13 protein-coding genes are annotated in these 15,265 nt (G+C 46.2%); 9 read left to right on the plus strand and 4 right to left on the minus strand.

The window, feature by feature from the left end; translation table 11 throughout:
- Positions 1 to 101 precede the first annotated feature (101 nt).
- The 3 genes from araH to AACQ42_RS03300 form a co-directional block, all read right to left on the minus strand.
- A complete protein-coding gene (gene araH, locus AACQ42_RS03290; protein ID WP_013855627.1) occupies positions 102 to 1,091 on the minus strand; it encodes an L-arabinose ABC transporter permease AraH in 990 nt (329 codons plus the stop codon).
- Between the two features lie 14 nt (positions 1,092 to 1,105).
- Positions 1,106 to 2,617 (minus strand): L-arabinose ABC transporter ATP-binding protein AraG, encoded by a 1,512-nt coding sequence (araG, locus tag AACQ42_RS03295; protein ID WP_094166284.1) that lies wholly within the window; start codon positions 2,615 to 2,617, stop codon positions 1,106 to 1,108.
- A gap of 75 nt (positions 2,618 to 2,692) precedes the next feature.
- Complete coding sequence (locus AACQ42_RS03300; protein WP_047690318.1) at positions 2,693 to 3,694, minus strand: arabinose ABC transporter substrate-binding protein; 1,002 nt, start codon at positions 3,692 to 3,694, stop codon at positions 2,693 to 2,695.
- A 365-nt stretch (positions 3,695 to 4,059) separates the two neighbouring features.
- On the opposite strand from AACQ42_RS03300, the gene AACQ42_RS03305 reads away from it, so the two are divergent.
- From AACQ42_RS03305 to araC, 5 genes are read left to right on the plus strand one after another with little or no spacing between them, the layout of a single operon-like run.
- A complete protein-coding gene (locus AACQ42_RS03305; RefSeq protein ID WP_176429731.1) occupies positions 4,060 to 5,766 on the plus strand; it encodes a ribulokinase in 1,707 nt (568 codons plus the stop codon).
- Positions 5,756 to 6,517: an L-ribulose-5-phosphate 4-epimerase gene (locus AACQ42_RS03310; RefSeq protein ID WP_088721441.1), complete on the plus strand. Its 762-nt coding sequence runs from the start codon at positions 5,756 to 5,758 to the stop codon at positions 6,515 to 6,517. The genes AACQ42_RS03305 and AACQ42_RS03310 overlap by 11 nt, the downstream gene beginning before the upstream one ends.
- 9 nt (positions 6,518 to 6,526) lie before the next feature.
- A complete protein-coding gene (araA, locus tag AACQ42_RS03315; protein WP_094166286.1) occupies positions 6,527 to 8,029 on the plus strand; it encodes an L-arabinose isomerase in 1,503 nt (500 codons plus the stop codon).
- Positions 8,030 to 8,083: 54 nt separating this feature from the next.
- Positions 8,084 to 8,623, plus strand: a complete 540-nt coding sequence (locus AACQ42_RS03320) for a hypothetical protein (protein ID WP_088721439.1) — start codon at positions 8,084 to 8,086, stop codon at positions 8,621 to 8,623.
- A gap of 48 nt (positions 8,624 to 8,671) precedes the next feature.
- Positions 8,672 to 9,511, plus strand: coding sequence for an arabinose operon transcriptional regulator AraC (gene araC, locus AACQ42_RS03325; protein ID WP_029189931.1), 840 nt, complete (start codon positions 8,672 to 8,674; stop codon positions 9,509 to 9,511).
- Between the two features lie 47 nt (positions 9,512 to 9,558).
- On the opposite strand, the gene AACQ42_RS03330 is transcribed toward araC, so the two are convergent.
- On the minus strand, positions 9,559 to 10,452 hold the full coding sequence (locus AACQ42_RS03330; protein WP_094166287.1) for a DMT family transporter: 894 nt from the start codon (positions 10,450 to 10,452) through the stop codon (positions 9,559 to 9,561).
- A gap of 140 nt (positions 10,453 to 10,592) precedes the next feature.
- Between AACQ42_RS03330 and rmuC the strand changes: the two genes are divergently transcribed.
- The 4 genes from rmuC to ubiB are packed head-to-tail and all read left to right on the plus strand — an operon-like array spanning position 10,593 to position 15,215.
- Complete coding sequence (gene rmuC / locus AACQ42_RS03335) at positions 10,593 to 12,137, plus strand: DNA recombination protein RmuC (protein WP_094166288.1); 1,545 nt, start codon at positions 10,593 to 10,595, stop codon at positions 12,135 to 12,137.
- A gap of 49 nt (positions 12,138 to 12,186) precedes the next feature.
- Entirely contained in the window at positions 12,187 to 12,969 is a 783-nt protein-coding gene (gene ubiE / locus AACQ42_RS03340) for a bifunctional demethylmenaquinone methyltransferase/2-methoxy-6-polyprenyl-1,4-benzoquinol methylase UbiE (RefSeq protein WP_010319838.1), read from the plus strand.
- 9 nt (positions 12,970 to 12,978) lie between these two features.
- Positions 12,979 to 13,584, plus strand: a complete 606-nt coding sequence (locus tag AACQ42_RS03345) for a ubiquinone biosynthesis accessory factor UbiJ (RefSeq protein WP_047690304.1) — start codon at positions 12,979 to 12,981, stop codon at positions 13,582 to 13,584.
- Positions 13,581 to 15,215 (plus strand): ubiquinone biosynthesis regulatory protein kinase UbiB, encoded by a 1,635-nt coding sequence (ubiB, locus tag AACQ42_RS03350; protein WP_088721435.1) that lies wholly within the window; start codon positions 13,581 to 13,583, stop codon positions 15,213 to 15,215. The genes AACQ42_RS03345 and ubiB overlap by 4 nt, the downstream gene beginning before the upstream one ends.
- Positions 15,216 to 15,265 lie beyond the last annotated feature (50 nt).

Below are 15,265 nucleotides of genomic sequence, written 5' to 3' on the forward strand. Positions count from 1 at the left end.
TGTCACTGAAGAGCACTGTCAAACCAATGGATAGTTTTTTAGAAAAAAGAAGAGCTGCACAGGTTAGCCCTTCTTTTTTGTTGTGTGGCAATGAATTGCTTCTAGCTGGATTTATTTTGTTTATAGCGGTCAAAGATAACCGCCGCGAGCAAAATAGTTCCTCGCACTACGTATTGAGAAAAAGGTGACATATTCAGTAGATTCATCGCATTCTCTACCGTACCGAGGATGAGCACACCCGCAATAACGTAAGATACTTTACCTATCCCGCCTTTGAGCGATACCCCACCGAGCACACAAGCAGAGATGACCACTAACTCAAAACCGACGGAAGTCATCGGCTGACCGCTGGTCATACGCGCGGCTAAAATAACCCCAGCGAGCGCAGAGATAAAGCCAGAGATAGTGAAAATGATGATTTTAGTTTTTACGACGTTAACACCTGCTAATCGTGCGGCTTCTTCATTACCGCCAATCGCTAATGTATTGCGCCCATAAACCGTACGATTTAGTAAAAAGGCAAAAATAGCGAAGGTGACTATGGTTAACCAAATTGGCGTTGGGATACCAAGTAAAGAGGAGTTACCTAGGGTGAAGAAGTGTTCTTCAGTGATCCCAACCGCCTTACCGTCAGAGATGATATAACCAAGACCACGAGCTATTTGCATCGTTGCGAGAGTCGTTATCAGCGCATTGATCTGCAATTTGGCAATAACGAAGCCATTTAGCAAACCAAAGAGTACACCTGAAAGTAAGCCTGCGCCGATACCCAATACCACACTGCTGGTTGCGTTAATCGCTACCGCCGTGACTACGCCAGAGCAGGCAATAACCGAAGCAATCGAGAGATCTAAATCCCCGCAGGCTAGGCAAAAGAGCATGGCGCACGCAACCATGCCGCTCATGGAAATAGCCAGACCGAGCCCTTTCATATTAATGAATGTAGCAAAATAAGGGACAAATAAACTGCAAAGCAAAAATAGGCCAGCAAAGACCATCAGCATGCCGAACTTATCCCAGATGGAAGAGAACTTAAAAGAGCGAGTCGGGCTCTCGGTATTGTCTATTTTGGTTGAACTCGTTACAGCCATTAGGATATTCCTTTTTACGCAGCGACGTCGTTGCCAATCATGGCAAGACGTAACGCAGATTGTTCGTTAAATTCAGTTCGTGTTAATTCACCCGTTACTTTGCCATCTTTCATAACCAGTAATCGGTCAGCGATACCAAGCACTTCAGGCATGTCACTAGAGACAACTAAGACAGTCACGCCATTTTCTGCCAATTTGAAGATCAACTCGTATATCTCCGACTTAGCGCCAACATCAATGCCGCGCGTCGGCTCATCTAGCAAAATGACGCTCATATCGGTAGATAACCAACGACCAAGGATCACTTTTTGTTGATTGCCACCGGAGAGCTCGCCAATGGGTTGATCTAACGAAGCGGTTTTGACGTTTAATGACTGGTTTTGTTTGAGGGCATTGCTCGACTCCCACTGGAAGTTGATTAACCCGCCAAGCTTTAGATGCCATGGACGAGCGCTGATGTTGGTGTTTTCTTGCACCGATAAAATAGGCACGATACCGTCTGCTTTGCGATCTTCAGGGCATAAGGTAATGCCCGCCCGAATGGCATCTTCAGGTTTAGTTATCCGTATTTTTTGTCCGTGAAGATAAACCTCGCCCGCGGTGGCTTTTTCTGCTCCGAAAATCAAACGGGTAAGTTCTGTTCTGCCCGCACCGACCAGACCAAACAAACCTAATATTTCGCCTTGCTTTATTTCTAGCGAGAGAGGAGCGGTGAGCCCTCTGCCCATCAGGTTTTTAATCGCTAATCCACTTTGACCAAGAGGACGAGAGCGGTAGTTGTAAATGTCATTGATTTCCCGGCCAACCATTAACTCAACTAAACGGTCATGAGTGAGAGTCGAAAGGTCATAACAGGTTTGCACATGGGTACCATCTTTGAAGATGGTGATTGCATCACACAGAGCGAATATTTCTTCCATACGATGAGAAACGTAAAGAATGATTTTGCCGTCGTCGCGCAATTCGCGGATCACTTTAAATAGGTTTTCAATTTCACGTTGAGACAAGCTACTGGTTGGTTCGTCAAAAGCGATGATGTGTGCATTGCGACTTAGCGCTTTAGCAATTTCAACCATTTGCCACTGGCCAATAGAAAACTCTTTTAATGGGCGAGAGGGGTCAAAATTTTCCCCCAAGCGCAATAGCTGTTTACGTGCGTTACGATTGAGGGTTTCGGTATCGACCCGGCCATGTTTAGTGGGAAGTTGCCCTAAGAAAATGTTTTCTGCCACGCTGAGTTCAGGAACCAAATTAAGCTCTTGATAAATAATGGCGATACCTTGCTCTAATGCGTCAACCGTTGATTGAAATGTTACTGGATGCCCATCAATGAGCAGCTTGCCGTGAGTGGGTTGATGCAGCCCGCTTAGCGTTTTCAATAGAGTCGATTTCCCGGCCCCATTCTCTCCCATTAAGGCATGAACACTACTGCTGTTAACGCGAAAGCTAATGTCGGTCAGTGCCTTAACACCCGTAAAGTGTTTTGATATTTGGCAAAACTCTAAGCAAGAGTGTGAAGCTGCCATAGTCTGTACTCCTGTTTACTTCGCGAAAGCGGTACGAAGAAGCTGTACCGCTTTTAGCCATTGACGACGAACGCCTTACAGGCCTTTCTTCGCCAGTTCTGCTTCGTAGTTGTCGCGAGTAATTAAGACAACGTCCGTCACTTCAACGAATTTTTGTGGTTCAACACCGTCTTTCACCCATTTATAAAGTGATTCGATGCTTTTGAAGCCGTGTACATCTGGGCTCGGTAAAAGAGAACCATAGAACCCTGTTGGTTTCGATTTAGCTAATTCACTGACAGCATCGACGCCATTAATGCCAACACCAATAACATTACTTGCGTTAAACCCTTGTCCTTCTGTCGCACGAACTCCGCCGAGAACGGTATTGTCGTTCATACCGACGATAAGCCACTGCTTGACCATTGGGTATTGCACCAGTAGCGAGTTTGCTGCATCCAGAGCGCCAGGGATGTCATTTGCTTTGGTTGGCACGCGGTAAATTTGGTTGGATGGGAAACCCGCTTCTTTCAGTGCCTTAATCGAACCATCGACACGACGACGCGCGGTATCCAGCTCGTCTGCGGTTATGGCCATAACGCCCGTTGTTGCGGTATCCCAGTTACGTTTTGTCATCTCTTTGTACAGTTCAGAACCTTGGCGATAACCAATTTCACTGGCAGCCATCATCACCAAAGGCACGTTTGTCATCGGTTCGCCTTTCGCATTAAGGAACTGGTCATCAACCGTGATGACTTTCAAATCGTAGCTTTTTGCTTTAGCCATAATTGCAGGCCCAAGCTTAGGGTCAGGTGTGCAGATGACAAAGCCTTTGGCGCCACTTGCCGCTAGCGTATCGATAGCGTTCAGTGTTTTTTCTCCATCAGGCACCGCCATTTTGATCACTTCAAAGTTATATTGCTTACCTGCTTGCTCAGCAAAATTCCATTCTGTTTGGAACCAAGGCTCTTCAGGTTGTTTTACCAAATAACCTAATTTGAGTTCATCGTTGCTACCGAAAAAGGCATTAGCAGAAATACTGAATAATGCGGTTCCGGTGAGTATTGCGGCAGCGAGTGTGGTTTTTATGCTTTTCATCTTATTTGTCCGTCCACTGGTAGGGTTGTTTCATCTCCATACTTAAGGAAGTTGACGAGCTTTGAAGTGATGAAAATCACAGCAGAAAAATGTAGCGTTTTTGTCCATTCATGTAGCGAGGTAGGGCATGAAGTACCTCTCACTTTTTATGGTTTTATGTGTTTGATTTTATATGTCCATCGGCTATTTGGCGTTTTTATGCGCTTTTTTTTCTGGAGAAAAGCTGAAGTGATGATTTTAAAACCATTAGCACAGAATGAGTGTGTCGACTAATTTATCCATATTTTTAGCTATTGGGTTCATGGTGATATTGACGTAAGACCGTTATAAAAATAGGCAGTTAATCGGTCTGATGTGGAGTGACCATGAATAATTTGAATATAGATTCACCTTACGTGATCGGCTTAGATTTTGGCTCTGATTCTGTACGAGCTTTATTGGTGAATGCTCGCAATGGTGAAGAGGTTGCGTCTGGCGTGGCTAACTACCCAAGGTGGGCAAAAGGACAATACAGCGACTCGAACCAATCTCAATTTCGTCATCATCCTCTTGATTATATTGAGTCTCTGACCATTGCTGTCCGAGAAACGTTGGCGCAGGTTTCCACAGAGATCGCACAATCTGTTGTTGGCATTGGCGTGGACAGTACGGGTTCAACTCCAGCCCCTATCGATAAAGAGGGCAATGTGTTGGCGTTGCTTCCTGAGTTTGAGCATAACCCCAACGCCATGTTTATCTTATGGAAAGATCATACTTCCGTGACCAAAGCGGAACGCATTAATGAGCTGGCCCATTCACACACTTTTCCAGACTACACCAAATACATCGGGGGATTGTATTCATCGGAGTGGTTTTGGGCGAAAGCCGCGTGGGTAGCGGAACAAGATGCAGGGCTTGTTCCTTATATCCATAGCTGGGTTGAGTTGTGTGATTGGGTTCCAGCTCTCCTTGCAGGGTGTCAGCATCCTACAAATTTACGCCGCGGTATTTGTGCTGCAGGGCATAAGGCGATGTGGCATGAAAGCTGGGGCGGTTTACCTTCGCAAGATTTTTTATCGGCCATTTCTCCCACGCTCGATGATATGCGAGATCGAATGTTTACTGAGGTATACACCTCAGACCAATTAGCTGGGCATCTGAGTGCGGAGTGGGCGCAGCGGTTAGGCTTACCAGAGGGAATTGCCATTGCCATTGGTGCTTTTGATTGCCATATGGGCGCGGTGGGCGCTGGCGCTGGCGAACATGATTTAGTGAAAGTTATTGGTACGTCAACATGCGATATTTTGATGGTGGATGCACAAAGTATCGGTGATCGAACCATTCATGGAATATGTGGCCAAGTTACGGGTAGTGCGATGCCAGACTTAATGGCACTGGAGGCTGGGCAATCAGCATTTGGTGATATTTATGCTTGGTACAAACGTGTGATGTTGTGGCCAATCGCACAACTGGCTAAGCAAAACCCACAATTAGGAATTGATCTGGACGCCGCTGAGGCCTTGTTAATTCCTCAACTTACGGCGGAAGCACAGTCAAAACGTCTGCAACTGGAAACGCCTCTTACCTTAGATTGGCATAACGGGCGGCGAACGCCTTATGCCAATCAGCGTCTCAAAGGCGCAATTACGGGGCTGAATTTAGGCTCTAGCGCACCAGATATCTTTGCATCACTGGTGGAATCAACGGCTCATGGTGCGAAATCAATCGTCGATTGTTTCGTTGAGCAAGGTGTCGAAGTGAAACGTGTCATCGCCATTGGCGGAATTTCTCAGAAGTCACCATTTGTGATGCAAACCTGTGCCAATGTCATTGGGCGAGAGATCGCCGTTGTCGCTTCAGAGCAGTGTTGTGCATTAGGTGCGGCCATTTTTGCAGCTGTTGCGGCCGGGGTTTATAGCGATGCCGAGCAAGCTCAAACTCAAATGGCGAGCCCAATCTGCGATGTTTACTACCCAGATGCTGATACCAAAGGGACGAGCGAATGGCGTTACCACGCTTATCGCCAGTTAGGGCAGCAGATCGAACAATTTTCTGAATTCTTGTTGGCACAGGAGCGTACTGATGAGTGTTAAGACTTCTCTAGGCTTCGATTTAGCGAGCGACCCACAAGCAAAGCAACGTCTGAGTGAGCTTCGGCAGCAAGTATGGCAAGCCAATATGGCGCTACAGACCCACGGTTTAGTTACCTTTACTTGGGGCAATGTATCAGGCATTGACCGCTTAACAGGGTTAGTTGTGATTAAGCCAAGTGGTGTCGAATACGAAGCACTCAATGCCGACAATATGGTGGTGGTTGATCTGAATGGCTTGGTTGTCGAGGGCGATCTTAAACCCTCTTCTGACACGGCTACCCATTTGGCCTTATATCGCGCTTACCCAGAACTTGGCGGCATTGTGCACACGCATTCTCCTCATGCCACCTCTTGGGCTCAAGCAGGTAAAGCCATCCCAGCATTGGGTACTACTCATGCTGACTATTTCTACGGCAGCATTCCCTGTACTCGCCCCTTGACCAATGCCGAAATCGCCACCGACTACGAACACCATACAGGCAAGGTCATCATTGAAACGATCAGTGGTGGCGAAGTGTTGGCCATTCCTGGGGTTATTGTTAATGAACACGGCCCATTCAGCTGGGGTAAGGATGCTGATCACGCCGTTCATAACTCAGTTGTCATGGAGGTTGTCGCCAAAATGGCACTGCAAACTTTGCAGATCAATCCTCAAGTGACATTCATCAATCAAGCCCTACTGGATAAACATTACTTACGTAAACACGGAGCTAATGCTTATTACGGTCAAAGTAATGTAAAAAATAAATAAGGGATAACAATGAACACGTTTACCAATCAACAAGTGTGGTTTGTCACTGGGTCGCAGCACCTTTACGGACCTCAAGTATTACAAAATGTCGCGCAAAATAGCCAAGAAATTATCCATGGTTTAAATCACTCTCCAGCCATTTCGGTTCCTTTGGTGAACAAAGGTACAGTGAAGACGCCAGATGAGATATTAGAGGTTTGTCGCCAAGCCAATAATGATGATTCATGTATTGGTCTCGTGCTTTGGATGCACACTTTTTCGCCTGCAAAAATGTGGATTTCAGGGTTAAGTCAGCTCAACAAGCCGTTCTTGCATCTTCATACTCAATTCAATGCGGCCCTGCCTTGGGATGAAATTGATATGGGCTTTATGAACCTAAATCAAAGTGCCCATGGTTGTCGTGAGTTTGGTTTTATTGGCACGCGACTGGGGATTGATCGAAAAGTAGTCGTGGGGCATTGGGAGAGCCCGATTGTTCACCAACAGGTGGATGATTGGTGCCGTGCAGCGATTGCTATTCATGAAGGGAAGTCGCTTAAAGTAGCGCGTTTTGGCGACAACATGCGTCAAGTCGCGGTGACGGAAGGAAACAAAGTCTCTGCGCAAATTCAATTTGGTTATGAAGTTCATGGCTATGGTTTGGGTGAGCTGAGCGAGAGCGTCAATCAAGTTTCAGACAGTGATGCTAAGGCTTTAATGGATGAATACGCTTCTTGCTACACCATGAGCCCTGAACTTTTCAAAGACAGCGCAAGTATCAATATTCTAACCCAAGAAGCGAAGTTGGAATTGGGTATGCTGCGTTTCTTGGATTCCGTGGACGCGAAGGCATTCACCAACACCTTTGAAAATTTATCGGGTATTTCGAACCTGCCGGGCTTGGCCACACAACGCTTGATGGAAAAAGGCTTCGGGTACGGCGGTGAGGGGGATTGGAAGACCGCAGCGATGACTCGCATTATGAAAGTGATGGGGCAAGGCCGAGTGGGCGGAACATCGTTCATGGAAGACTACACCTACAACTTTGGTCAGCAAAGCCAAGTGCTCGGCGCGCATATGCTGGAAGTTTGCCCTTCTATTGCTCAAGACAAGCCAAAGATTGAAATTCATCGTCACACTATTGGCTGCAAATGCGATATTGCTCGTATGATGTTCAGCGGAAAAGCGGGGCCTGCGGTAAACGTATCCTTGATTGATCTTGGAAATCGCTTTCGCATGATAGTCAATACGGTCGATACTCAAGCTCCACCACAATCGCTACCTAAATTACCCGTGGCGCATGCGTTATGGACGCCGCAACCCAACCTTGAGACGGCAGCCGCAGCATGGATCCATGCGGGTGGCGCGCATCATACCGTATACAGCCAAGCGGTGAGCGTTGAGATGTTAGCGGATTATGCCGAAATGGCGGGGATCGAAATAGTATTAATCGATAACCAAACCTCCTTGTATCCATTCAAGTCCGCACTCAAAACAAACAGCGTTTATTACCGTTTATCTTCAGGTATTTAAACCCGCGGAACACTCCCTCATCTGAGGGAGTGTTCATTAAGCTATGGTGTGAACATGAATGCTCTTCCTTTATCCACTGGCTTACCATTACTGCGTTATAAAGAGTGGTATTTGGAATTAAAAGCCGATACACCCGATCAATTTCAGCTGTGTTGTGAGGATAAACCTGTATTCGTTGGGCAGCTTGAGCTGATCAACAATGGGCTTATCATTGATATGCGCTCTGTGGTTTGGCATTTCAGATCTAAGCAAAACCATTTAGAGCAGTGGTGCAACATTCAGCTTAACGAAACACTCTCATTGAGTATGACTTACACCTTTTTTCAAGGTGCATTGGTGATTGATTATCTTGCGCGAAACAGCATCCCAACTCGGCTTGATATTCGACATCACATTACTCAAACAGACGTTAGCCACCAACTGGCCACGCAACCTAAAGACATCATCTCTTCGATTAAAGGTTGGCAAAGAAAACGTAATGGCCAACCCAGTGAATACTTAATCGAACCCGTAGGGCATGGCTTCTGTGAGGCTTTTTCTGCGACCCAATGGATAGTCTTAGATGAAAAGTGTGAACTGAAAAATCGTACTTAACGAAGAGGTTGCTTACACTACACGTAAATTACAGTGAATATTGCCCCCATGCAGAATAACCCTCTAAAACCTGGATATAACTTTAATGCTCATTTAGTGGCTGGACTAACGCCAATTATTGAGGGAGATGAACTGGATTTTACGATTGATCGACCTAATGGCATGAAAGGTTTTATTGTCAATTTTACGAGCAAAGGCGAGGGAACCATTTTTTATGGCGAAGATGAGTTTCACGTGAAACCTGGAGACTTACTTCTTTTCCCTCCAACAGCGGCTCACTATTATCATCGAAAAAAAGATTGTGCTTCTTGGTTTCACCGTTGGGTTTATTTTCGGCCACGAGCCTTTTGGCATGACTGGCTAACATGGCAACAGCAAAAAAATGGCGTCTACTTAACGCAAGGGTTGGATGAGAATACCATTCGCTATATTGAAAACCTGTTTATCGATATTGAATACACTTCAAAACAAGATGTCCCTTATCGAAATGATTTATCGATTAACTTGCTCGAACAATTATTGATTAGATGTAAGACACTGCAACCGGATGTCGTCAGCAAACCGCTTGACCCTAGGGTGGTGGAAGCGATGAATTATATGACGCAAAACCTCAATCAAGACTTCACTATCGAGGATGTTTCGGCCCATATCTGTTTATCACCATCGCGTTTAGGCCACCTATTTCGTTCTGAAATGGAGATGACCATAACCCAATGGCGCGACGACCAAAGGATCAGCCGAGCCAAACAATTACTGGTCACGTCTAACTACTCGGTCAATCACATTGGTCGAATTGTGGGCTATTCAGACCCACTCTATTTTTCTCGTGTTTTTAAACGTAAGGCCGGTGTGAGCCCTAAGATTTACCGCGATCAAATTACTTTGTAAACCTATGCAATCTGTCCGTTTGGGCTTTTCGTCAATTTGGGTCGCTGTCATTGAGTGATCGTTTTAGTCGTTTTAAACTGCTGCACGACAAGCCCTGCGATGATCAGCACTAAACCAATCAGAGTGGTGGGGTGAATAGTTTCGCCAATAATAGTAGCCAGCAACAGCAGTGAGATGAAAGGTGAAGCAAAAATGAGATTGCTGATCCTTGCGGTGTTGGCCGTGAGTTTTAATGCACTCAACCACAGCACGAAGGTGATCCCCATTTCAAACAAGCCGACATAAGTTACCGCGCTCCATCCTTTAATCGTAATCTGATGCCAACTTGCACCTTCATAACAACTTAAACCAATCGCAAAAGGGATGGCGATCAAAAACCCCAGTAAAACGCCAATCACGGGGTCGGCGGTGTTTTGGGTATTAAGAATCCAGTAGCCAGCCCAAAGAAGCGTTGATAGTAGTGCCAGCCCAACACCCAGCGGGCTATCAAACTGCATGGCTAAAATATCACCCTTAGTCGCGATAACCACCACACCAAAATAGCTCAGTGCACACGCTATCCAATCTTGTTTACGAATGGTTTGTCCTAAAAATACAGCGGCCATCAGTGTCAGGGTGATGGCCCAACTGTAGTTGATTGCTTGCGCTTGAGAGGCGGGCAGCAGTGAGTAGGCCTTAAACAGAATGAGGTAGTATGCGAGAGGGTTAATTAAGCCCAATAATAAGTAATACCAAGGGTTAGCGAGAAAGGTACTCACCACTTGGTTGAGCTTGCCTTGCAGCGCGCAAATGCCCAGCAGTACGCACCCAGAGACAGCACTCGCAACCGTCAGCATCTGGATCGGCGTAAATTCAGCCAGCGTAAGTTTGAAAGCCGTGGCAACCGTTGACCACAATAATACGGCAGATAAGCCAAAGCCGAGTGCGCGTCGTTCGTCCATGAATCCTCGTTAGAATAATTGTTGAAATAGTGTTCAGCGGCGCAAGTCTATAGTTTGCTGTTAACTTGTACAAACTGGACATTTATCCAGTATCGAAATACCATTTGTCCATGACTGATAAAATGAGTTAACCCGTTATCATGCAATGGATTATCGAAAATCAAGCGTTAGTGCTTTCAACGTTAGGCAGCGCGGTGCTGAGCGGCTCAGTGGCTGGCTGGTGGGTTAAGCAGAAGCTCAATTTGAAAAGTGAGTTATTACAACAACAATTAGAGACTCATCAATCCCATCATCATCAGCAGATAATCGAACTCAAACAAGCCTTGCAACAGGCGCGACAGGAGCTAGATGAGCTGGATGAAGAACGAGATAAAGCCGCATTTGAGCTTAAGCAATCGCACGGGAAATTCATGGCCGCGATGGAAAAGTTGCGCTATTTCGAAGTGGTTAAGCAAGAGCGGCAACAGAGCATGGAAGATGCGCATGCTCTGCGTGAGCTGAAATCGCAACTTGAGGCTCAACTGCGTGAGCAAGAAGCACGGCATGAACAGCAAATTCAATCGAGCCAAGAAAAACTACAGTTACTTGAACACGCTGAGGAACGCCTAAAGCAGCAGTTTGAGCAGCTAGCCAATCAGTTATTTGAAGTCAAAACCGCGAAAGTGGATCAGCAGAACCGTCAAAGTTTGGAAGGGCTACTTTCTCCACTGAAAGAGCAGCTCGAAGGGTTTAAAAAGCAGGTCAATGACAGCTTCAATCATGAAGCGAAAGAGCGCCATACGTTGGTTCATGAATTGAAAAACTTACAACGCCTCAATGAACAGATGGCGCAAGAGGCACTCAATTTGACCCAAGCACTGAAAGGCGACAATAAACAGCAAGGCAATTGGGGCGAAGTGGTTCTCGCGCGGGTGCTGACCGAATCGGGCCTGCGTGAAGGGCACGAATATCACACTCAAGTCAGTTTGCAAAACGAGGCTGGTAAGCGCTATCAACCGGATGTGATCGTCAATTTGCCACACGACAAACAGGTGGTGATTGACTCGAAAATGGCGCTGGTGGCTTATGAGCGTTATTTCCATGCTCAAACTGAAAGTGAACGTGCTCGCGCATTAAGTGAGCATTTACTTGCGCTGCGCGCCCATATAAAAGGACTCGGTCAGAAAGATTATCATCAGCTCAAAGGGCTACAAAGTTTGGATTACGTGCTGATGTTTATTCCCGTCGAACCTGCATTCCAAGTGGCGATTCAAGCTGATCCCAGCTTGGTAAAAGAGGCGATGGAGCAAAATATTTTGCTGGTTAGCCCAACCACCTTGTTGGTTGCGCTGCGTACGATCGATAATTTATGGCGTAATGATCGACAAAACCAGAACGCGAAGTTGATCGCTGAGCGGGCCAGCAAATTGTACGATAAATTACGCTTGTTTATGGAGGACATGGAAGGGCTTGGCGGCGCGTTAGACCGTGCAAACCAAAACTATCAAGGGGCGATGAATAAGCTCGCGACAGGGCGCGGCAACGCACTGCGTCAAGCCGAAAGTTTTAAACAGCTTGGCGTCGAGATAAAACGTTCCATAAACAGTGAATGGGTCGAACAAGCACAAAATGAGGCATGGGCAGACAGTGCGGTGGAAAATGCACCTTTAGTAGAAAGACATCACGCTGAGGATAAAGTAAACTGATCGCTCGCAGTCGCCTTTAACAAAACAGTGCTGCCCAAGAGGAACCTTCATGACGGATACCAGCGTGCAATCAAAAACAGCATTAGAGACACAAAATACCACTCACTTTGGTTTTGAAACCGTAGCGAAAGAAGAAAAAGTCGCCAAAGTCGCGCAAGTTTTTCACTCGGTTGCGGCCAAATACGACATGATGAATGACCTGATGTCTGGTGGCATTCATCGCTTATGGAAGCGTTTTACCATTGATTGCAGTGGCGCTCGCCCGGGCCAACGTATTTTGGATCTTGGTGGTGGTACGGGCGATCTAACCGCCAAATTTTCACGCATTGTGGGCGAAAAAGGTCATGTTATTCTGGCTGATATCAACAACTCGATGCTCAATGTCGGACGCGATAAATTGCGTGATAAAGGTGTAGTGGGCAACGTACATTACGTGCAAGCCAATGCCGAAGAACTGCCTTTTCCAGATAACTATTTCGACTGCATTACCATCAGTTTTTGCCTGCGTAATGTGACGGACAAAGATAAAGCGCTGAGCTCGATGTTCCGCGTTTTAAAACCGGGTGGCCGTTTGTTGGTACTTGAGTTCTCCAAGCCAGTGCTTGAGCCATTATCCAAAGTATACGATGCGTATTCGTTCCATCTATTGCCGAAAATGGGCCAAATCATTGCCAATGATGCCGACAGCTACCGCTATCTTGCGGAATCTATCCGCATGCATCCCGATCAAGAAACCTTAAAAGGGATGATGGATCAGGTTGGTTTTGAGCAAACGAGTTACTACAACTTAACGGGCGGTATTGTTGCGCTGCACCGTGGTTACAAATTCTAAGGATTGGGCATGCCGTTTGAGCCTTTAGTTACCGCCGCGATTGAGACCACACTCAACACCTTAATTCAAGACGATCCTGAGTTGGTGCGCCGATTATCACGCCTGAAAGGGCAAGTCATCCAAGTGCATCTCAAAGAGTTCAATAAAACGCTGACCTTCATTTTTAGCCAGCAAATTGATGTGTTAGCGGCTTACGAAGGCGAGTCGAATTGCTACCTGTCGCTCAATGTTTCCATTTTGCCCGAGCTACGTGAGCAAGCGAACATCACCCAACTGATCAAACAAGATAAGTTGGTGCTGGAGGGCGATATTCAACTGGCTCAAAAATTTGCCCAGTTGATCACCGATTGCAAGCCGGATGTTGAAGAGTGGTTGTCACGCCTGACGGGCGATGTGCTGGCTCACGCTTTAGTGCAGGGTGTTAAAGACATAGGCCAAGCGCTGCAATCACAACGAAGCAAGCATCAAAACCATCTCAGCCAAGTGTTAACGGAAGAGTGGCGTTTATTACCTAGCTCGCTCGAGGTGGCCTATTTTTGTGACCAAGTGGATGATCTCAATAGCCAAGCGGCGCGTATCGAAGCCAAAATTCAACACTTGTTGGAGCAAGCATGACGCCAACTGAACTCAAGCGGTTGTACCGAATTATCAAGGTACAATTGGAATATGGTCTAGATGAACTGTTGCCAGAACATCAACTCACCAAAGCGCCAATATTAGCGCGCAAAGGATTGTTCTGGATTAAAAATCAGCATGCGGACAAACCATTAGGTGAGCGCTTGCGCTTAGCCTTGCAAGAGCTTGGTCCAGTGTGGATTAAGTTTGGTCAGATGATGTCAACGCGGCGTGACCTGTTTCCATCGCACATCGCAGACCAACTTGCGTTACTGCAAGATAAAGTCGCTCCGTTTGATGGTGTACTTGCTAAAACTCAGATGGAAAAAGCGTTGGGCGGCGCTTTAGAAACTTGGTTTGATGAATTTGATATTGAACCACTTGCTTCTGCGTCGATTGCTCAAGTCCATACCGCCAAACTCAAATCATCTGGCCGGGAAATCGTACTCAAGGTGATTCGGCCAGATATTCGGCCAGTGATTGATGCCGATATCAAACTCATGTATCGCATGGCGAAAATTGTTGCCAAAGCATTACCTGAAGCAAGGCGACTGAAGCCCGTTGAAGTGGTACGTGAATACGAAAAAACTCTGCTTGCTGAACTCGACCTACGCCGAGAAGCAGCCAACGCCATTCAACTGCGTCGTAACTTTGAAAATAGTGAAGAGTTATACATTCCAGAGATAATTCCTGACTTTAGTAATGAAACTGTCATGGTTTCTGAGCGAATATACGGCATTCAAGTTTCTGATATTGAAGGTTTAGCGGCCAACGGCACTAATATGAAGTTGCTTGCTGAACGCGGGGTGAGCGTATTCTTTACCCAAGTGTTCCGCGACAGTTTTTTCCATGCTGATATGCACCCGGGCAATGTCTTTGTTAATCCCGCGCATCCTGACAATCCACAATGGATTGGCTTAGATTGTGGTATTGTCGGTACCTTAAACAGTGAAGATAAACGTTATTTAGCCGAAAACTTCTTAGCTTTTTTCAACCGAGATTACCGCCGAGTGGCACAATTGCACGTTGATTCTGGTTGGGTTCCACGTGAAACCAACATCGATGAATTTGAGTTTGCTATTCGCGTAGTCTGTGAGCCAATTTTTGCCAAGCCATTGTGCGAAATCTCATTTGGTCATGTGTTGCTAAACTTGTTTAACACGGCTCGTCGCTTCAATATGGAAGTGCAGCCGCAATTGGTCTTGCTGCAAAAAACGTTATTGTATGTCGAAGGGTTAGGGCGTCAGCTTTATCCTCAATTGGACTTGTGGCAAACCGCTAAACCATTTTTAGAAAAATGGATGATGAACCAAGTTGGGCCGCAAGCGTTTATCCGTGCAGTAAAAGAGCGAGCTCCGCTTTGGGCTGAAAAATTACCTGAATTGCCAGAGCTGCTTTACGATAGCCTCAAACAAGGTAAAGCAATGAACCAAAGGTTGGATCAGTTGTATCAAGGTTATCGAGCCAGTAAGCGTCAACAGGCAACAGGAAAGTTTTTATTTGGTATTGGCGCCACTTTGGTCGTATGCTCGGCGATATTAGTGACCAGTGCTTATCAGCCGTTTGCAATAACCAGTGCGATTGCAGGTGTTGTATTTTGGCTACTCAGTTGGAGTGCTTACCGTCGTTAAGCGGTCTTTTATTTGAAATCAATTTGTTGAGAAATTCCTGAGGTGTAGAG

This window comes from Vibrio sp. V12_P9A6T4 (assembly GCF_963874835.1).
Lineage (GTDB): Bacteria > Pseudomonadota > Gammaproteobacteria > Enterobacterales > Vibrionaceae > Vibrio > Vibrio anguillarum.